Source organism: Limnohabitans sp. Bal53, from assembly GCF_003063355.1.
Classification (GTDB): Bacteria; Pseudomonadota; Gammaproteobacteria; order Burkholderiales; family Burkholderiaceae_C; genus Limnohabitans_A.
The window spans coordinates 37,159-55,953 of record NZ_NESH01000005.1; the positions used below are offsets into that span (position 1 = coordinate 37,159).

15 protein-coding genes are annotated in these 18,795 nt (G+C 61.2%); 6 read left to right on the forward strand and 9 right to left on the reverse strand.

From position 1 onward, the window contains the following. Positions 1-82: 82 nt before the first annotated feature. From B9Z50_RS13100 to B9Z50_RS13135, 8 genes are all read right to left on the reverse strand, one after another. Complete coding sequence (locus tag B9Z50_RS13100; protein WP_108365056.1) at positions 83-1,117, reverse strand: ABC transporter substrate-binding protein; 1,035 nt, start codon at positions 1,115-1,117, stop codon at positions 83-85. A 191-nt stretch (positions 1,118-1,308) separates the two neighbouring features. Next, positions 1,309-3,609 (reverse strand): NADP-dependent malic enzyme, encoded by a 2,301-nt coding sequence (locus B9Z50_RS13105; protein ID WP_108365058.1) that lies wholly within the window; start codon positions 3,607-3,609, stop codon positions 1,309-1,311. Positions 3,610-3,767: 158 nt separating this feature from the next. Continuing rightward, complete coding sequence (locus B9Z50_RS13110) at positions 3,768-5,126, reverse strand: uracil-xanthine permease family protein (protein ID WP_108365060.1); 1,359 nt, start codon at positions 5,124-5,126, stop codon at positions 3,768-3,770. Between the two features lie 128 nt (positions 5,127-5,254). After that, the gene (locus B9Z50_RS13115; protein ID WP_108365062.1) at positions 5,255-6,097 is read right to left on the reverse strand and encodes a phytanoyl-CoA dioxygenase family protein; all 843 of its coding nucleotides are present in this window, start codon (positions 6,095-6,097) and stop codon (positions 5,255-5,257) included. A gap of 2 nt (positions 6,098-6,099) precedes the next feature. Next, positions 6,100-7,353, reverse strand: a complete 1,254-nt coding sequence (locus B9Z50_RS13120) for a M20/M25/M40 family metallo-hydrolase (RefSeq protein ID WP_108365064.1) — start codon at positions 7,351-7,353, stop codon at positions 6,100-6,102. Continuing rightward, positions 7,350-9,125, reverse strand: a complete 1,776-nt coding sequence (gene uraD / locus B9Z50_RS13125) for a 2-oxo-4-hydroxy-4-carboxy-5-ureidoimidazoline decarboxylase (protein WP_108365066.1) — start codon at positions 9,123-9,125, stop codon at positions 7,350-7,352. The genes B9Z50_RS13120 and uraD overlap by 4 nt, the downstream gene beginning before the upstream one ends. A 303-nt stretch (positions 9,126-9,428) precedes the next feature. Beyond that, a complete protein-coding gene (gene puuE / locus B9Z50_RS13130; RefSeq protein WP_108365068.1) occupies positions 9,429-10,379 on the reverse strand; it encodes an allantoinase PuuE in 951 nt (316 codons plus the stop codon). A 16-nt stretch (positions 10,380-10,395) separates the two neighbouring features. Next, positions 10,396-11,061, reverse strand: coding sequence for a GntR family transcriptional regulator (locus B9Z50_RS13135; RefSeq protein WP_108365070.1), 666 nt, complete (start codon positions 11,059-11,061; stop codon positions 10,396-10,398). A 159-nt stretch (positions 11,062-11,220) separates the two neighbouring features. Here B9Z50_RS13135 and uraH point away from each other — a divergent pair, with 159 nt between their 5' ends. Beyond that, positions 11,221-11,574 carry a hydroxyisourate hydrolase gene (uraH, locus tag B9Z50_RS13140; RefSeq protein WP_089952974.1) on the forward strand — a complete coding sequence of 118 codons (354 nt, stop codon included), beginning with the start codon at positions 11,221-11,223 and terminating at the stop codon, positions 11,572-11,574. A 62-nt stretch (positions 11,575-11,636) separates the two neighbouring features. Here uraH and B9Z50_RS13145 read toward each other — a convergent pair whose 3' ends face one another. Next, positions 11,637-12,455, reverse strand: coding sequence for a PPK2 family polyphosphate kinase (locus tag B9Z50_RS13145; RefSeq protein ID WP_108365072.1), 819 nt, complete (start codon positions 12,453-12,455; stop codon positions 11,637-11,639). Between the two features lie 145 nt (positions 12,456-12,600). Here B9Z50_RS13145 and B9Z50_RS13150 point away from each other — a divergent pair, with 145 nt between their 5' ends. The 5 genes from B9Z50_RS13150 to B9Z50_RS13170 all read left to right on the forward strand — a co-directional run bounded on the left by B9Z50_RS13150 (position 12,601) and on the right by B9Z50_RS13170 (position 18,696). After that, positions 12,601-13,194 (forward strand): thermonuclease family protein, encoded by a 594-nt coding sequence (locus B9Z50_RS13150; protein ID WP_108365074.1) that lies wholly within the window; start codon positions 12,601-12,603, stop codon positions 13,192-13,194. A 170-nt stretch (positions 13,195-13,364) separates the two neighbouring features. After that, a complete protein-coding gene (xdhA, locus tag B9Z50_RS13155; protein ID WP_108365076.1) occupies positions 13,365-14,837 on the forward strand; it encodes a xanthine dehydrogenase small subunit in 1,473 nt (490 codons plus the stop codon). Then, entirely contained in the window at positions 14,838-17,198 is a 2,361-nt protein-coding gene (gene xdhB / locus B9Z50_RS13160) for a xanthine dehydrogenase molybdopterin binding subunit (RefSeq protein ID WP_108365078.1), read from the forward strand. Between the two features lie 76 nt (positions 17,199-17,274). After that, positions 17,275-17,466, forward strand: coding sequence for a hypothetical protein (locus B9Z50_RS13165; RefSeq protein WP_108365080.1), 192 nt, complete (start codon positions 17,275-17,277; stop codon positions 17,464-17,466). Between the two features lie 30 nt (positions 17,467-17,496). Beyond that, complete coding sequence (locus B9Z50_RS13170) at positions 17,497-18,696, forward strand: MFS transporter (RefSeq protein WP_108365082.1); 1,200 nt, start codon at positions 17,497-17,499, stop codon at positions 18,694-18,696. Positions 18,697-18,795: the final 99 nt, after the last annotated feature.

Sequence of the window (18,795 nt, forward strand, 5' to 3'; positions counted from 1 at the left end):
GCCCTGTAAAAGCCCACCGACCCGAGCAGGGTGGGGGTGGGCTCAGAACGCTGGGGCGGCATGCCCCGAAGCGGTGGCTGGTTTACTTCTTGCCCTTGGGCAGGATGTCCAGCTCTTTGGCGGTGGGCAAGAACGAGCCGTTCCAGATGTCTTCGGCTTTCACGCGGGTCTTGGTGTTGAAAGCGTCCGACACTTGTGAAGCCATCAGCGTCATGCGTGGGCCATTGATCTGGCCGAAGCCTTCGGCGCGGGCCGAGGGGCTGTTGATCACGGTGTCGATGGCCAGTTGCAGGCGGCGGGTTTCTAGCGCCACGTTGATGATGCCGTCGCGGGCCTTGACCGATTCAATGGCTTTGGCAGGATCAGCGATCACGTCTTTGGCACCCTTGGTGAAAGCGGAGAGGAAAGCTTTCACAGCGGCTGGGTTTTCCTTCAGGATCTTGGGCGAAGCGATGATCGCGTTGCCATAGAGCTTCACGCCGAAATCGGGGTACTGCATGACCACCACGTCTTGGGCTTTCACGCCACGCGCTTCGATGTTGAGCAACGAGGTGAAGGTGAAGCCAGTGATGGCGTCCACGTCGCCGCGCACCAGCATGGTTTCACGCAAAGGTGGGTCCATCGCGGTCCAGGCCACGTTGCCGATGCCGTTGGCTTTTTGGAAGATGGGGAAGGCGCGGCGGCCAGCGTCAAACACGGGGGCGCCCAGCTTTTTGCCAGCCAGGTCGGCGGGGGTTTTGATGCCGGACTTCTTCAACGCCATCACCGAAGCGGGGGTGTTGTTGTAGACCATCATGATGGCCACGGGCTTGTTGGGGGCGTCGGGGTTGTTGGCGTGGAATTCCATCAGGGCGGCCAAGTCGGCAAAGCCCAGGTCATAGGTGCCCGAAGCCACGCGGGTGACTGCGCCACCCGAGCCGTTGCCCGAGTCCACGGTCACGTCCAGTTTCGCGTCCTTGAAATAGCCTTTGGCTGCAGGCAGCAAGAATAAAGCCGATGGGCCTTCAAAGCGCCAGTCGAGCTGGAACTTGATGGGGGTGGTTTGGGCTTGTGCCAGGCCAAAAGAGGCGACTGCGGCCAGTGCGGCCGTGGCCTTGAGGAAGAAACGCTTGTTCATGAGGGGCTCCAGGGTCTGATAAACGGTGAATCTTGTCTAGCAAAATCGATGCCATTATCAAACAAGTACCTGACGGTGTATGTCAGGTTGATCCCCTAGAAAACCCCTGTTTTGGTGCCCATTCCGGCTGAAATGAGCACCAAATTGGGGTTTTTTAACGTGCTGAGCCTGTTTTTTCAGCTCAGCTCAGCTCAGCTGCGCACGCCGGCTGCAGCCAGTGCGGTCATGTTGAGCACCCGGCGCACGGTGGCTGCAGGTGTCAGGATGTGCGCTGTGCCGGCCGCGCCCATCAGGATCGGGCCCACCGTGACACCGCCGCTGGTGGTGGTTTTCAGGACGTTGTACAAAATGTTGGCCGCGTCCAGGTTGGGGCAGACCAACAAATTGGCCGAGCCGCTGAGCGTGCTGTCTTCCAGGTACACGTTGCGAATTTCGGGCTGCAGGGCCGCGTCGCCATGCAGCTCGCCATCGCACTCGATGTCGGGGTGTTGTGCCACAAAGAGGTCACGAGCCAGACGCATCTTGCGCGCCGATGCGCGTTTGGACGAGCCGTAGCTCGAATGCGAGAGGAAAGCCACCTTGGGCACGATGCCAAAGCGTTGAATCTCTTGGACCGCCATGGCCGCGATCTCGGCCAGCTGCTCGGCGCTGGGGTCCTCCTGAACATAGGTGTCGGTGATGAACAGGGGCCCGAAGTCGCTCATGAGCGCATTCACCGCGGCGTAGTGGGTCACGCCTGCACGTTTGCCCAAAATGCTGTCGATGCGCTCCAGATGCGTCATGTAGCTGCCCGTCAGCCCGCAGATCAGGCCATCGGCATCACCCAGCGACACCATCAAGGCACCGATGATGGTGTTGGAGCGGCGCACCGCCGCCTTGGCCACCGCCGGTGTGGCGCCGTTGCGCTTCATCAGCTGGTGGTAGTGCTCCCAATACTGGCGAAAGCGCCCATCGTCTTCGGGGTTGACGTTGTCCACGTCCACGCCCAGGCGCATGCGCAGGCCGGCTTTTTCAATCCGGGCGGCGATCACGCCGGGGCGGCCGATCAGGATCGGGTGGGCCACTTTTTCGTCGATGGCCATTTGGGCAGCCCGCAAGGCGCGTTCGTCTTCGCCGTCGGCATAGGCCACGCGCTTCGCGTTTGGTGGCACCGCCTTGGCGGCATTGAAGATGGGGCGCATCAGGATGCCGGTTTGCGTCACAAAGCTTTGCAGCTGCTGGCGGTAGGCGTCCATGTCGGTGATGGGGCGCGTGGCGACACCCGAATCGGCAGCAGCCTGGGCCACAGCGGGGGCGATGCGCAAAATCAGGCGCGAGTCAAAAGGCGTGGGGATCAGGTAATCGCGCCCAAAAGACAGTTCTTTGCCTGCGTAAGCGCTGGCCACTTCTTCGCTGATGTCGGCCTTGGCCAGGTCGGCGATCTGGCGCACGCAGGCGAGCTTCATGGCCTCGGTGATCTTGGTCGCGCCGCAGTCCAGTGCGCCCCGGAAGATGTAGGGGAAACACAGCACGTTGTTGACCTGGTTCGGATAGTCCGAGCGGCCCGTGGCGATGATGCAGTCGGGGCGGGCTGCTTTGGCCAGCTCGGGGCGAATCTCAGGCTCGGGGTTGGCCAGCGCCAGGATCACCGGGTCGCGGGCCATGGTTTTGATCATGTCCACCGTCATCACGCCGGGCGCCGAGCAGCCCAGGAACACGTCGGCGCCGTTGACAGCGTCGGCCAGGCTGCGGGCGTCGGTCTTTTGCGCGTAGCGTGCTTTGGATTCGTCGTAGCCACCGGGGCGGCCTTCGTAAATCACGCCTTTGGAATCGCAGACAAAAATGTTCTCGATCTTGACGCCCAGGCCCACCATCACGTCCAGGCAGGCGATGGATGCAGCCCCTGCGCCCGAGACGGCCAGCTTGATGCTGCCAATGTCCTTGCCCACCAGCTCCAGGCCGTTGAGCATGGCGGCCGAGGCGATGATGGCCGTGCCGTGCTGGTCGTCGTGGAACACCGGGATGTTCATGCGCTCGCGCAGCTTCTTCTCGATGTAGAAGCACTCGGGCGCCTTGATGTCTTCGAGGTTGATGCCGCCCAGCGTGGGCTCCATGGCGGCGATGATGTCCACCAGTTTGTCCGGGTCGCGCTCGGCCAGCTCGATGTCGAACACGTCAATGCCCGCGAACTTCTTGAACAAGCAGCCCTTGCCCTCCATCACGGGCTTGGCCGCCAGCGGGCCAATGTCGCCCAGGCCCAACACGGCTGTGCCGTTGGTGATCACGGCCACCAGGTTGCCACGCGAGGTGTACTCGGCCGCCTTGGAAGGATCTGCCTCGATGTCCAGGCACGGATAAGCCACACCGGGCGAATAAGCCAGTGACAAATCGCGTTGGTTGGACAGGGGCTTGGTGGGGTTGACCGAGACCTTGCCGCGCGTGGGAAAGCGGTGGTAATCGCGGGCCGCGTCGCGCAGGGCTTCTTCGGCGGGGGAGAGTGGTTTTTGGCTCATGGCAAGTGTCTCTTTGGCTCAGTAAGGGAATCCATTAGAAAGCGTAACCCATTTGGAGGGCCCAATAACATGCGGATTACCTGCATAAAAAGCAAGAAAGCCAAGCGCTGGGCTTGGCTTTTGGGGATGCGAAGCAGGCCAAAAGGCCCACTTGAGTTTCAGGATTTGTCGTCCAGATCCTGGGGCAAGATCAAATTGAGCACGATGGACAGCACGGCTGCGGGGAACAAACCGCTGGTCATCAGCACGCGGATGGTGTCGGGCAGGTGTTGCAGCGCCTCGGGTGCCAGTTGCAGACCCAGACCCACCGACAAGGAAAGGGCAAAAATCACCATGTTGCGGCTGTTCCAGTCCACATCGGCTAGCATGCGCACGCCAGAGGCGGTAACCATGCCAAACATGATGATCACGCCACCGCCCAGCACCGTGATGGGCATGCTGGCAATCACGGCACCAAACTTGGGCACCAGGCCGCACAAGATCAAAAACACCGCGCCCATGGTCACGACATGGCGGCTCATCACGCCCGTCATGGCCACCAAGCCCACGTTTTGGCTGAAGCTGGTGTTGGGCAAGCCGCCAAACAAACCGGCCACGGCGGTACCCAAGCCGTCGGCATAGGTTGCGCCTTGAACTTCTTTGTCAGTGGCTTCGCGGTTGGCACCGCCCTTGGTGATCCCGGAGACATCGCCCACGGTTTCAATCGCCGACACCACGGCCATGAAGCACATGCCAATGATGATGGCCCAGTTGATTTCCCAGCCGAACTTGAACAGCTCGGGCGCAGTGAACCAGGACGCCCGGCCCACCGCCACAAAGCTGACCTTGCCAATCGCGAAGGCGTAGGCATAACCGGCCACCATGCCCAGCAAAACCGCGGCCACCGACAGCATGCCGCGCGTGAAAAACTTCAGCAGCAATGTCACCAGGATCACCACCAGGGCGATGGACCAGTTTTCCAGATTGCCAAACTCGGGCTTGCCTTTGAGGGGCACACCACCAGCGGCGTACTCCACACCCACCTTGACCAGTGCTAAGCCAATCATCAGCACGATCAGGCCTGTGACCAGTGGGGGCAAGGCATGGCGGATGCGACCAATGAAAGTACCGATGAAGAAGTGGAAGATGCCGCCGATCACCACGCCCGTCATCAAACCTGCCATACCGGCCACACCTGCGCCGGCCACGGCCGGGATCATGATCGGGATGAAGGCAAAGCTGGTGCCCTGCACGATGGGCAAACGAGCGCCCACAGGCCCAAAGCCAACGGTCTGTAGCAAAGTGGCCACCCCCGCCAAGAACATCGACATCTGGATCATGTAGACCATGTTGTGGAAGTCTGGCGAATTCGAGCCAAAGCCAAACCCGGCTGCGCCCGCCACGATGATGGCGGGCGTCACGTTGCTCACAAACATGGCCAGCACATGCTGGATACCTAGCGGCACGGCTTTGCCCAAAGGCGGGGTGTAGTCTGGGTCTCGCAGCTGCTCAGGGCTGCCCAATGAACGGTCGGTCATGTCTCGCTCCAATTAAGTATTCGAACTGATACACAAAAGTGTATACAAATTTTAACGAGCCATTGCACCATTTCAATGCAGTGGAAACCCTGATTTTTAGAGGGATTTTTGGGGCGGTGGCGAAACGCTCAAACCGCCATTAACGGAAACAGCGCATGGTTCATCGGTACGCCTGCGGGAAGTTCCTGGTCCAGCCCGGGGAAGGGCGGTGAGGTTACCCAGGGGCGAGGCGCGTGTGTCATGTCGTCGCCCAAAAAACGCACCGAGTACACGCGCCTGCGCTGCGTGCCGTCCACCCCGGCCGAAGCGTGCAGGCTGAGCATGTGAAAACACACCAAGTCGCCCGGCTGCAAGTCCCAGCCCAGGATGGGAAAGTCGTCGCGGTGGTTTTCGATGTCGGGCAATTCGGTCAGCGAGCCTTCGGGGAACCATTTGGCCTGGTTCGTCATGAAGGTGCGCGGCATGAGCCAAGGGCCACGGTGTGAGCCTGCGATGAACTCCAGCGTGGAGGGGCGTGACACCGGGTCCACCGGAATCCAGAAGCTGATGTTTTGCAGACCGTCCACGTTGTAATACGGCTGATCTTGGTGCCAAGGCGTGCGCTGGCGCGTGCCGGGCTCTTTGACCAACAGGTGGTCGTGGTAGAGGCGCACCGTCTGGCTTTGCATCAACCGCTGGGCCAGTGCGGCCAGGGGCGTGTCGAAGATGAAGCGATTGAACTGCGGGATGTCCTGCCAGTTGCAAAAGTCTTCAAAAAAGCGACCCGGATCGTCAGGCCGGCTGGCCACCATGCCGCGCGGGCTGGGGTGGGCCAGGTTGGCCTCGATGCCGCTTTTGAGCAATTCCACTTCGTCTGGCGTGAACAGGTTGCGGATGCACACCGCACCGTCGCGCTGGTAGTCGGCCACGTCCTGGTCGGTGGTGCAGGCCTGCACGCGCTGGCGCAGGGTTTCAAGCTGCGGCGCGCTCATGTTCAGGCCAACAAATCCAACAACGTGCGCGCCACCACCTTGGTCGCGCGGCGCAGGTCTTCCAGCTCGACATGCTCATCGGCACGTTTGGCGTTGGACTCGAGCACGGTGCGGGGGCCTGCGCCGTAGATCACGCCGGGGATGCCGCGCTCCACGTACAGGCGCACGTCGGTGTACAGCGGCGTGCCCAGAGCTGGGATGGCTTCTCCGAAGACTTGTTCGCCGTGTTTCTGGATGGCGCTGACCAGCGGTTGGTTGCCCGCCAGCGGCTTCATGGCGTTGGCCAACAGCATGCGGCGCACATCCACGTTCAGCGCATGGCCACCGCGTGGGGGCTTGAAGCTGGCAGCGGCGTCGGCAATGGTTTGGCGGATGCTGGCTTCCACTTCGGCCGGGTTCTCTTCGGGGATCATGCGGCGGTCAAGCTTGAAGCTGACTTTGCCGGGCACCACGTTGGTGTTGGTGCCGCCTTCGATCAGGCCCACGTTCAGATAGGGGTGGGTGATGCCCTCGACCGTGGACGTGACCTTCAGGTATTGCGTGTTGAGTGCGAGCAGGGCGCTCAGGATGTGCACCGCGCCTTGCAGCGCGTCGGTGCCGCTGTCGGGGATGGCGGCGTGCGACATCTCGCCTTGCACGGTGACTTCCATTTGCAGGCAGCCGTTATGCGCGGTCACCACTTGGTAACTGAAACCGGCCGCGATCATCAGGTCGGGTTGGGTCAGGCCTTTGGCCAGCAGCCAGCCGGGGCCCATTTCGCCGCCAAACTCTTCGTCGTAGGTGAAGTGCAGTTCCACGCCGCCTTTGAGTGGGGCCTTGAGTGATTCGAGTGCCCGCGTGGCAAAGGTGAAGGTGGAAAAGTCGCACTTGCTCACGGCGGTGGCGCGGCCGTACATGGCACCCCCATGGATCTCGCCGCCGTAGGGCGGGTGTGTCCAGCCTTCGCCTGGGGGCACCACGTCGCCGTGGGCGTTCAGGGCGATGGTTTTGCCTTCGCCATATTTGCGGCGCACGATCAGGTTGGTGATCGACTCCAGACCATAGGCGTTGACTTCGGAGGCGGGCACAGGGTGCTTTTCTGCCTCAAAGCCCATGGGCGCGAGCAACTCTGCGGTGCGCTCGGCGTGCGGGGCGTTGTTGCCGGGTGGGGTGTCGGTCGGCACTTGCACCAGAGCCTGCAGGAACTTCACCTGCTCGTCGAAGTGCGCGTCGATCCAGGCGTCGAGTTGTTGGTATTGAATTTCGGTAGCGCTCATGACAGTTCCTGAGAGAGTTGGTTCAAAACATGGGTAAAGGCGTCGACGCACAGTTGCATGTCGTCGCTGGTGGTGGATTCGCGTGGGTTGTGGCTGATGCCCCCGTTTTCGCCGCGCACAAACAGCATGGCTTGTGGCATGACTTCGTGCAGCTTCATCGCGTCGTGGCCTGCGCCGCTGGGCAGTTTGAACAGCGGCACACCCAAGGCGCTCACGGCGCGTTCCCAGCGGGCTTGCCACTCGGGGGCGCTGGGCGCGGCGGCGGCGCTCATGGTGAGTTCGGCTTTGACGCGCACACCTCGGCGCTCGGCAATTTGGTCGAGTTGCGCCATCACGTCGGCCACCAGCGCGTCACGCTGTGCATCGGTGGGCGCACGCATGTCCAGGCTGAACAGGCAGCGGCCGGGCACCACGTTGATCGAACCGTTGGGCACTTGCAGCTGGCCAATGGTGGCCACACTGTCGCCGTCTTGGCCAGCACGTTGCTCCATGTACAGCGCCAGTTCGGCCACGGCGCAGGCCGCGTCGCGGCGGCGGTCCATGGGGGTGGTGCCGGCGTGGCTGGCTGTGCCGATGATTTCGCACAGGTAGCGCACGCTGCCGTTGATGGATGTGACCACACCCAGCGGGATGTTCACTTCGTTGAGCACCGGACCTTGCTCGATGTGCACTTCGATAAAGCCCAGATACTGCGCCGGGTCGCGCTGGATTTTGGGGATGTCGTCGATGTTCAAACCCGCGTGCTGCATGGCCGCACGCATGGTGATGCCGTCGGCGTCTTGCTGGTCCAGCCAGGCGGGGTTGAACTGGCCAATGAGTGCGCCAGAGCCCAAGAAGGTGGCTTTGTAGCGCTGGCCTTCTTCTTCGGCAAAGGCCACAACTTCGATGCCGAAGGGCAGGCGCTTACCTTGTTGGTGCAGCTGCTGCACACAGGCCATGGGCACAAAGATGCCCAGGCGGCCGTCGTACTTACCGCCATTGCGCACGGTGTCGTAGTGGCTGCCCGTCATCAGGTATTTGCCGCTTGGGGTGGCTGCGTGGTATCGGCCCACCACGTTGCCCACGGCGTCGGTGTAGACCTCGTCAAAACCGCAGTCGCGCATGTTTTGTGTGATGCGCTGTGCGCAGGCGCGGTGGGCGTCGGTGAGGTAAGTGACGGTGAGTTGGCCCAACTCGGCAAAGCCGGGGTCCGAGTGTTGGGCCAGTTGTTCTTGCCAGTCCCAGACCTGATGGCCGAGCGTGGGCTCGACACCGAACTTGTCGTTCAGCCGGATCTCGACGATGCGGTGGATGTTGCGCAGGCACTCGGCCAATTCAAAGTCGGGGTGACCGAACAGGCGGCGCTCGAAGGCCTCGATGATTTGTTTTTTGTTCAAACCCACGCCACGCGGGCCACGCACCGCCAAGATGAAGGGCCAGCCAAACTTGGCGTTGTAGTCGGCGTTGAGCTTCTGGATTTTGGCGAACTCTTCGGGCGTGCAATCGGTCAGGCCTGCCTTGGTTTGTTCGTTGGTGGATTCGGCCGTGAGTGATTTGCTCACCATGGCTTTGCCCGCCAACTCAGGGTGGGCGCGGATCAGGCCCAGCTGCGCATCGCGCCCGGCATGTGCCAGCACTTCGCACATGGCGTGTTTGAGGTGGGCCAGCGAGGTGAAAGGGCGTTGCGCCAGCGCCTGCTCGGCGATCCAAGGCGAATGCTCGTAAAGGCCGTCGAGCATCTGGGCGGCGTCTTCACGGCTGGCGTTGTTGAGTTGTTCAAGCGTCAGGGGCATGGTTTATGTCTTGGGTGATTGATCGAGTGCATGGATTGCCACGTCGCTGCGCTCCTCGCAATGACGCATGGATTGCCACGTCGCTGCGCTCCTCGCAATGACGGTTGGCGTGTCGTTGGGATGTATTTTTTTCATCATCATGAGCGAAGCGTGGCGATCTACCTTTCGTCATCGCGAGCGAAGCGTGGCGATCCACCCTTCGGCATAGCGAGCCAAGCGTGACGGTCCACCCTTCGGCATCGCGAGCCAAGCGTGACGAGCCATCCATCGTCATCGCGAGCGAAGCGCGGCGATCCATGCCTTTCATCCTGCATAAGGGTGCGTCGCCTTCCAATGCCGCGCAATGTCGATGCGCCGCGCCACCCAGACCTTGTCGTGCGACTGGATGTGGTCCAAAAAGCGTTGCAGCGCGGTGATGCGGCCCGGGCGGCCGAGCAGGCGGCAGTGCATGCCGATGCTCATCATCTTGGGCGCGTTGTCGCCGCTCGGGTCACCTTCGGCATAGAGCGCGTCAAAAGTGTCTTTCATGTACTGAAAGAACGGGTCAGCGTGTGAATAGCCTTGGGGCAGCGCAAAGCGCATGTCGTTGCAGTCGAGGGTGTAGGGCACGATGAGTTGTGGCGCATCGGTGCCGTCTGATTTGCGCACCTTCATCCAAAACGGCAAGTCGTCGCCGTAATAGTCGCTGTCGTACTCAAAGCCACCAAAGTCGGCCACCAAGCGGCGGGTGTTGGGGCTGTCGCGCCCGGTGTACCAGCCCAAGGGGCGTTCACCGGTCAGCTTTTGCAAAATGGCCATCGCCTCGGCCATGTGGGCACGCTCGGTGGCTTCGTCGATGTTTTGGTAGTGGATCCACTTGAGGCCGTGGCAGGCGATGTCGTAGCCCAATTCTTGGAAGGCGGCCGTCACGTCGTCGTGCTTTTGCAGCGCGGTGGCCACGCCAAACACCGTGAGCGGCAGGCCACGTTTTTCAAACTCGCGCAACAAGCGCCACACGCCCGCCCGCGAGCCGTATTCGTAAATGCCTTCCATGCTGATGTGCCGCTCAGGGAAGGATGCGGGATTGAACATTTCAGACAAAAACTGCTCGGAGCCGGCATCGCCGTGCAGCACCGAGTTTTCGCCGCCTTCTTCGTAGTTCAAGACAAACTGCACCGCCACGCGTGCGCCGCCGGGCCACTGCGCGTGCGGTACATGGCGGCCGTAGCCCTTCAAGTCACGGGGGTAGGGGAGGGTGCTGTCGTAGGTGCTCATGCGGGTACTCAGGGGTTCAGGCCAGGGCCAAAGAAATGTCGTGCGTGGGCACTTTGCGGTCGAAGGTCAGGCTTTCTTCCACGTGCAGCAGGTGCTCGTGCATCAGGCGCACAGCCAAGTCAGAATCTCGCGCTTCGAGCGCGGCCACGATGGCCACATGCTCATCGGTGGAGTGCTCGGCCTCATTGCGCGACTGGTACATCAGCGTGATCAGGGCGCAGCGCGAGATCAACTCGCCCAGCACTTGGGCCAGCACATCGTTGTTCATGAGCTCGGCCATGCGAACATGGAAGTCGCCCAGCAACTCTGTGCGGCCCGTGATGTCGCCTTGTGTCACGGCTTCACGCTCTTGTTGGATGTGCTCTTTGAGGGCCACGATTTGTTCGGGCGTGACCTGCTGCACAAAGGCGCGGGTCATCTCGGCTTCGAGCATCCGGCGCACGGCAAAGACCTGTTGCGCCTCTTCGACCGATGGCGCCGCCACAAAAGCACCTCGAGCGGGTTCGAGCCGGATCAAGCGGTTTTGCGACAGCTGAAATAAGGCTTGGCGCACCAGCGTGCGCGACACGCCAAAATGGTCGGCCAGCTTTTGCTCGGCCAGTTTGGAGCCGGGCAACAACCGATGCTCCACGATGGCGCGGGTGAGCGATTCGACGATGTGGTGCGTGGTGGAAGTTTCCATGTCTCGCGGTCCCTTTTTCGGGTGTTTTTGTGTAGGTGGCGCAAATCATAGCCACCAAAAGCAAAATTGTATACACTTCGGTCGACCGGTTGAAGGGGCTTTTCAAAGCCTTGTCAAAACCACCCTTTTTCACACCCATTCAAGACAAGCGAGCACACCATGGGATTGAGCACACACGTTTTGGACACCATGCACGGCTGCCCCGCTGCGGGCATGCAAGTGGCCCTCTACACCACCCAAGGCGATCAGGCCACTTTGGTCAAGAGCTTTACCCTCAACCACGACGGCCGCAACCCCGACGGCATGCTCTATGACCACGCCAGCCTGCGCAAAGGCACGTACCGTTTGGTCTTTAATGTGAGCGACTACTTCAAAGCCAAAGGCGTAGAACTGCCCGAGCCGAACTTTTTGAACAAAGTGAGCTTGGACTTTGGCGTGGCGCACGAAGACCAGCACTACCATGTGCCCTTGCTGGCCAGCCCCTGGAGTTATTCGACCTATCGCGGCTCTTGAAACTCACCGGGGCATGTCCCCGATGAATCGACCCCAACGGGCCAGCTGACCCGAGGTGGGACTCAACTCAGTTTGACTTTGGAGAGGTCAAATGTGGGTTTAGGCGTTTTCAGTTTCATGTTTTCCAGGGTTTGCACGATCAGCCCGGCCACGAAGCTGTCGCGGTAGGGCTTGCTGTCGGCGGGCACCACGTACCAAGGGGATTCGGGTGTGCTGGTGGCGCTCAGAGCCTCTTCGTAGGCTCGGGTGAATTCGGGCCACACATCGCGGTCGTCAAAGTCCGAGGGCTGCAACTTCCAATGTTTGCGAGGATCGTCCAGCCGCGCTTGCAGGCGTTTCTTTTGCTCGGATTTGGAAATGTGCAAATAGCACTTCAACACCGTGATGCCCGCGTCTTGCAGCAAAGACTCGAAGTGCAAGATGTGGTTGTACCGTTGTTGGCAGGTTTCCTCATCAATCAGGCCCCGCACGCGGGTGACCAACACATCTTCGTAGTGGCTGCGGTTGAAAATCACCATTTCGCCCCGCGCTGGCGCTTTGGCATGGATGCGCCACAAAAAGTCATGGCGGCTTTCCAGATCGGTGGGCACGCCAAAGGCTTCGGCCCGAACGCCCAAGGGGCTGACGTGGGTGAAAACGCTGCGGATCACGCCGTCCTTGCCTGCGGTGTCCATGCCCTGAAACACCACCAACAAGCCCCGGGTTTTGGCTGCGTGAAGGGTGCTTTGCAGTTTGTCGAGCTTTTCACCCATGTCTGCCAAGTGCTCCTCAAACTCTTTGGCAGAGGCCTGCCCTTCGGCAGGGGGCTTGGTGTCAAAGTCCGAAAGTTGGCATTTGCCTTGGGGCAAAACATACCAAGGGGTGTAGTCTGTTTTTGGCATGGGGACAGTGTAGGCGCTCGGAGAACGTCATCCGATCGATTGGCGCATCGGGCTATTTGGGGGGGGCATGGTTTTGCGCCGCCATGATGGGGTGGGCGCTCCTTTTGGGCTTTGCGCGCGCTCCTGGCTGGGCTAAGCTGCCACCATGTTGAGGCCTTTGTTATTCATGGTTGCAGTGGTTTTGTCGGCATGCGGCGGCGGGGAAGGTGCGAGTTTTGCGCCTGGATCGGCCCATACGCATTGCGGCGTGAGCGTGGGCACGCAGCGCATCATCGGCACGGTCACTTCGGTGCACGACGGCGACACGTTCACCGTGGGTGGTGAATCGATCCGGTTGGCCAGCATCGACGCCCCAGAGTTGGATCAAGCCTATGGCCCATCGTCACGGGCGCATTTGGCTGCCATGGTCTTGGGCCAGAGCGTCACCGTCACCTACGCGCACACAGACCGGTACGACCGGGTGTTGGGCACCGTTTTCAAGCCCGATTGCAGCCAGGTCAACCTGAGCCAAGTCGCATCGGGCGCAGCCTGGTATTACGAAGCCTACCAATGCGACATCGACCTCCGGCAACGCCAAGCCTTTGCAGCAGCGCATGCCTCGGCCCGCACCACCAAAAAAGGCTTGTGGGCCAACGCCGCTGTGGCCCCTTGGGTGTACCGCAATGGGGTGGAGGCCAAAGTGCCCTCTTCTTGCCCCAATGGGGATGCGGCTTCGGATGGACGGGGCGCTTTGTCTTGACCCAAGATGTTTGTGCAAGACCCAGGGTGTTGCAAAGTGCCACGTTTGAGGCGAGTGAGTCTGTGTGATTCGGCCAGCGACCCCTACAAATCCTCTAAAAATCCGCCACCTTAGCCCGCGGTTCCTTAGAATCGGGGGTCTTCCCGTTTATCTACCCCACCCCCCGCACCATGACCCAAGTCACCAACACCGTGCGCTTTGTGCTCGACGGCCGCATCGTCGAAGCCCAAGGCGAGCGCCGCACCACCACTGTTCTGGACTATTTGCGTGAGCAAATGCACCGCACCGGCACCAAAGAGGGCTGCGCCGAAGGCGATTGCGGCGCTTGTGTGGTCATGGTGGGCGAACTCAATGCCGCTGGCACGGGCGTGGACTACGTGGCCACCAACGCCTGTATCCAGTTGCTGCCTTCGTTGGATGGCAAATCGGTCAAAACTGTCGAGAGTCTGAAAAAAGCCGACGGCACGCTGCACCCTGTGCAGGAAGAAATGATCAAGTGCCACGGCTCGCAGTGCGGCTTTTGCACCCCCGGCATCGTGATGAGTCTGGTGAACCTGGTGCAGGTGCTGCCCATGCCCAACCGCCAGCAGATCACCGATTCGCTCAGTGGCAATCTCTGCCGCTGCACCGGCTACAAGCCGATCATCGATTCGGCCACCAAGGCTTGTGCCAAGCCCGAGGCCTTGAAGCTGGACGACAGCGCCGATGTGCCTTTGCTCAAAGAAATCAAACGCGCCAGCGTGCCCACACTGAGCCTGGACGGCGACATCATCGTCCAGCCGGTGGTGCGCACCCGCAAAGGCAACGAGTTTGTGTCGCCCGCCACCTTGGCTGAAGTGGCCGACTACCTGGTCAAGAACCCCACCACCACGCTCTTGGCAGGCAGCACCGAAATCGGTCTGCAGGTCAACAAGCAGTTCTCACGTCCCGATCACATCATGTATTTGGGCAACGTCAAAGAACTGCGCCAAGTGACCGAAACTTCCAGCGCTTGGCGCATTGGTGCGGCCGTGTCGCTCACGCAAGTCGAGGCTCTGGTGGCCCAGGCTTACCCCGACTTCACCGAAGTGCTGCGCCGCTTTGGCTCGCCCCCCATCCGCTCGACGGCCACGCTGGCGGGCAACATCGCCAACGGCTCGCCGATTGGCGACACCATGCCTTGCCTGATGGCGTTGGGTGCCAGCTTGGTGCTGCGCCGTGGCGACAAGACTCGCAAGGTGCTGCTGGACAACTTCTACACCGGCATGAAGAAAAACGTGATGGAGCCCGGTGAGTTCATCGAAGCCATCGAACTGCCCAAGCCCGTGGCAGGCCAGGTGTTCCGCGCCCACAAGGTGAGCAAGCGTTTTGAACAAGACATCTCGGCCACTTGCGCGGCCATCAGCTACACACTGCAAGGCGGCAAGCTGAGCGGCGTGAAACTGGCCTACAACGGCCTGGCCCCATCGCCTTGCCGTGCGCCCAAGCTTGAAGCCGTTCTGGAAGGCCGTGCGCCTGCCGACGTGAAATCGGCCGACCTGGACGCCGCGATTGCCGCCAGCTTCACCGCCCGCGACGGTCTGCGTGCCACTTGGGCCTACCGCGCCCTGGTTGCCCGCAACCTGGTGCTCGAATTCATTGAAGAACAGAAAGAGGTGGCTTGAATGAACGCTCCTACCCCCATCAAAAACCTGTTGCCCGCATCGGGCGTTCAGCAAGGCACCGACATCGTTCACGAGTCCGCCCACCTGCACGTCACGGGCTCGGCCACCTACATTGACGACATCCCTGAGCACGCGGGCACTTTGTATGCTGCGCTCATCTTGTCGCCCGTGGCGCATGGCGAGTTGATTGGTGACGGCATTGACCGCGCAGCCATCCTCAAGGAGCACGGCGTCGTTGCGGTCTACACCGCCAAAGACATTCCCGGCGAAAACAACTGCGGCCCCATCATCCACGACGATCCGTTTTTGGCCGCAGGCAAGGTTGAATTTGTCGGCCAGGCCGTGGCTGTGGTGGTGGCACGCGAGATGCTCTACGCCCGCGAAGCCGCCAAAAAAGCCAAGGTGCTGGTTAAAGAACTCACGCCCATCTTGACCATCGAAGACGCGATGGCCGCCAACAGCTTCATCATGCCGCCCAAGGGCATCACGCGTGGTGACGCCGCTGCCGCCATTGCCAACGCGCCCCACAAAATCAAGGGCAGCACCAATACCGGCCAGCAAGAGCAGTTCTATCTGGAAGGCCAGATCACTTACGCTGTGCCCAAGGAAGACGGTCAGCTCACGCTGTACGTGTCGACCCAGCACCCCGATGGCAACCAGCGCGAAGCCGCACACGCCCTGAACCTGCACACCAACGATGTGGAGGTGATCTGTCGCCGCATGGGTGGCGGCTTTGGCGGCAAAGAAGGCAACGCCAGCATCTTCAGCCAAAGCGCCGCATTGGCCGCGCACAAGCTGCAAAAGCCCGTCAAGCTGCGTGTGAACCGCGACGACGACATGACCATCACCGGCAAGCGCCACGATTTCCGCATCGACTACGAAGTGGGCTTTGACGACAATGGCCGCGTTTTGGGTGCCAACATCACGCTCATGTCGCGCTGCGGCTACAGCACAGATTACTCCGGCCCTGTGAACGACCGCGCTTGCTTGCACATCGACAACAGTTACCACATCCCCGCTTTGAAGCTGGTCAGCCACCGCTGCAAAACCAACACCCAAAGCGCCACCGCATTCCGTGGTTTCGGCGGCCCGCAAGGCATGTTCGGCATCGAGACGGTGATGGACGAGATTGCGATGACCTTGGGCAAAGACCCACTGCAAGTGCGCAAGCTCAACCTCTACAAAGACCCGGCCATCAGCGGCACGCCCGACACCATGACCACCCAATACAACCAGTTGATTGAAGACTGGGTGGGCGACAAGGTGATCGACCAGGTGGAGCAGGAATCCAACTACGCCGAGCGCCGCGCCGCGGTGCATGCCTTCAACGCCAAGAGCAAAACCCGCAAGCGCGGTTTGGCCTTGGTGCCCCTCAAGTTCGGCATCAGCTTCACGGCCACGCACCTGAACCAGGGCGGCGCATTGCTGGTGGTTTACATGGATGGCTCGGTCAGTTGCAACCACGGTGGTACCGAGATGGGCCAGGGCCTGAACACCAAGATGGCGCAGGTGTGTGCCGATGGTCTGGGCATCAGCGTGGACCATGTCCGCATCACCGCCACCGACTCCCAAAAAGTGCCCAACGCGTCGGCCACCTCGGCATCCAGCGGTGCCGACATCAACGGCGCGGCCATCATGAATGCCACCGCGCAAATGCGCGAGCGCTTGAAGCCCGTGGCGGCCCGCATGCTGGGCTGCGCCGCCGAAGAGGTGAGCTTCTCCAACAACGAGCTGCACGGCGGCGGCAAGTCCGTCAAGTGGGCCGATGTGACCAAGCAAGCGTACATGGAACGTGTTGGCTTGTCGGTCACGGGTTTCTACATGACGCCCGAAATCAAATACGACTTCGCGACCCTGAATGGCCGCGCTTTCTATTACTACTGCTACGGCGCTGCCGTGAGCGAAGTGGAAATCGACACCCGCACGGGCGAGTGGTGGCTCAAGGCCGTGGACATCGTGCACGACGTGGGCCGCAGCATCAACCCCGCCTTGGACAAAGGCCAGATCGAAGGCGCTTATGTGCAAGGCATGGGCTGGCTCACCATGGAAGAGTGCATCTGGGACAAGAAGGGCAAGCTGCTCACCCATGGCCCCAGCACTTACAAGATCCCGGTGGCAGGCGACATCCCAGAGCACTTCAAGGTGACCCTGTTCGACAACGCCAACTTGAAGCCCACGCCTTTCAACAGCAAAGCCACGGGCGAGCCGCCTTTGATGCTGGGCTTGTCGGCCTTCTTCGCCTTGCGCGATGCGGTGGCCGCCAGCGCCGACCACAAAGCCGTGGTCTACATGGATGCCCCGGCCACGCCCGAGCGCATCTTGATGGCTTGCGAAAAAGCCAAGGCCACTGCAGGGTTGTGATGGGTTGAGCCGGATACCTGAAGCCGTTTCAGGCATCCTGTCACTTTGATCCCCAGAGCCCCACAGGAGCAGCCCCATGTCAGACGATCCACGGTGCTGCGGCACCGGCACTTGCATCATCAATGCCGAAGGCCTGTGCTGGTGCGGCCAGCGCTGGGATGGCGAGAAGATGTGTTTCATGCCTGAGCCCACTTCACAAGCCAAGCCTGCCCGTGCATCTGCTGAGCAGCCATCCGCATCCGATTCGGATGGTCAGGCACAAGCCTGAATTTCAAGCCTGTGTTGTGGGGGGAGTGTGATGTCACTTGAAGTTAACGCCGACCACCCCCGCGTGGTGCGCGGCTTGCTCAACATCGCGCACGCGCTGGATCATTTGTTCTTGCTGATTTTTGCGGCGGCGGTCAGCACCATCGCCCTCGACATGGGCCTGGCCCAGTGGCAAGACCTGATGCCCTATGGCGCAGGCGCGTTTTTCATGTTTGGGCTGGGCTCTTTGCCTGCCGGGCGCTTGGGCGATTTGTGGGGCCGCCGCAGCATGATGCTGGTTTTCTTTTTTGGCATTGGCGCAGCGTCCATTCTCACGGCCCTCGCGCAAACGCCTTGGCAACTGGCCGCCTGCCTGACGCTGATCGGCGTGTTCGCCTCGATCTACCACCCGGTGGGGATTCCCATGCTGCTGGAGCGCGCGTCCAACCCGGGGGCCACCATTGGCTTCAATGGCCTGTCCGGTAATTTGGGCGTGGCGGTCGCCGCTTTGCTCACGGGTTTTTTGATCCAGTGGCAAGGCTGGCGTGCGGCCTTTGTGGTGCCGGGCGTGCTGGCGCTGGTGTGCGGCTGGGTGTTTGCCCGCACCTGCCCGCCAGAGGTCTCGTCGCCTGCCAAACGCAAGGGTGGGGCCAAGGTGAGCCTGCCCGCGCCCTTGCTGATGCGGGCCATGGTGGTCATGACGGCGGCGGCGGTGACCAGCAGCGTGTTGTTCAACTTCACGACCAACGGCAACGGCCTCTTACTGGCCGAGCGTTTTGCGGGCGTGATGGAAGACCCCGCCAGCTTGGGCCTGTTGTTGGCCTTGGTCTATGCCGTGGCTTCCGTGGCCCAGGTGGTGGTGGGGCACCTCATCAACCGTTTCCCGCTCAAGCGCTTTTTCATGTTCATGGTGTTGGCGCAAATCCCTATGCTGGTGCTGGCCTCGCAGGCCCAGGGCTGGTGGTTGTTTGCGGCGCTCATTGGGGTCATGGTGTTCATCTTCGGCGCCATTCCCTTCACCGATTTCATGATCGCCCGTTATGTCGACGACCGCCTGCGCTCGCGCGTGTCGGGCATGCGATTGGGTGTGTCGTTCGCGGTCAGTTCCTTGTCGGTCTGGGCCTTGGGGCCGGTGGTCAAGGTCATGGGCTTTGGCAGCTCGCTCATGCTGCTGGCGGGTTTTTCGGTGGCCACCACGCTCATTTTGACTTTGTTGCCCAGCTCAGCCCACGAGCAGCAAACACCTGCATGACAGAGGGTTTTTGATCAGGGAAAACACCCTGATTTGAGACGGTGTTTCAGGGGTTTTTCAGTCCAATCGCGTCAATAATGGCCGCTCTCTCAGGCGGCC

What these genes read in the sequence shown, in the direction of transcription:
- B9Z50_RS13100 (WP_108365056.1), bottom strand. Translation starts at nt 1,117, where the DNA reads ATGAACAAGCGTTTCTTCCTCAAGGCCACGGCCGCACTGGCCGCAGTC.
- B9Z50_RS13105 (WP_108365058.1), bottom strand. Translation starts at nt 3,609, where the DNA reads ATGAGCCAAAAACCACTCTCCCCCGCCGAAGAAGCCCTGCGCGACGCG.
- B9Z50_RS13110 (WP_108365060.1), bottom strand. Translation starts at nt 5,126, where the DNA reads ATGACCGACCGTTCATTGGGCAGCCCTGAGCAGCTGCGAGACCCAGAC.
- B9Z50_RS13115 (WP_108365062.1), bottom strand. Translation starts at nt 6,097, where the DNA reads ATGAGCGCGCCGCAGCTTGAAACCCTGCGCCAGCGCGTGCAGGCCTGC.
- B9Z50_RS13120 (WP_108365064.1), bottom strand. Translation starts at nt 7,353, where the DNA reads ATGAGCGCTACCGAAATTCAATACCAACAACTCGACGCCTGGATCGAC.
- uraD (WP_108365066.1), bottom strand. Translation starts at nt 9,125, where the DNA reads ATGCCCCTGACGCTTGAACAACTCAACAACGCCAGCCGTGAAGACGCC.
- puuE (WP_108365068.1), bottom strand. Translation starts at nt 10,379, where the DNA reads ATGAGCACCTACGACAGCACCCTCCCCTACCCCCGTGACTTGAAGGGC.
- B9Z50_RS13135 (WP_108365070.1), bottom strand. Translation starts at nt 11,061, where the DNA reads ATGGAAACTTCCACCACGCACCACATCGTCGAATCGCTCACCCGCGCC.
- uraH (WP_089952974.1), top strand. Translation starts at nt 11,221, where the DNA reads ATGGGATTGAGCACACACGTTTTGGACACCATGCACGGCTGCCCCGCT.
- B9Z50_RS13145 (WP_108365072.1), bottom strand. Translation starts at nt 12,455, where the DNA reads ATGCCAAAAACAGACTACACCCCTTGGTATGTTTTGCCCCAAGGCAAA.
- B9Z50_RS13150 (WP_108365074.1), top strand. Translation starts at nt 12,601, where the DNA reads ATGTTGAGGCCTTTGTTATTCATGGTTGCAGTGGTTTTGTCGGCATGC.
- xdhA (WP_108365076.1), top strand. Translation starts at nt 13,365, where the DNA reads ATGACCCAAGTCACCAACACCGTGCGCTTTGTGCTCGACGGCCGCATC.
- xdhB (WP_108365078.1), top strand. Translation starts at nt 14,838, where the DNA reads ATGAACGCTCCTACCCCCATCAAAAACCTGTTGCCCGCATCGGGCGTT.
- B9Z50_RS13165 (WP_108365080.1), top strand. Translation starts at nt 17,275, where the DNA reads ATGTCAGACGATCCACGGTGCTGCGGCACCGGCACTTGCATCATCAAT.
- B9Z50_RS13170 (WP_108365082.1), top strand. Translation starts at nt 17,497, where the DNA reads ATGTCACTTGAAGTTAACGCCGACCACCCCCGCGTGGTGCGCGGCTTG.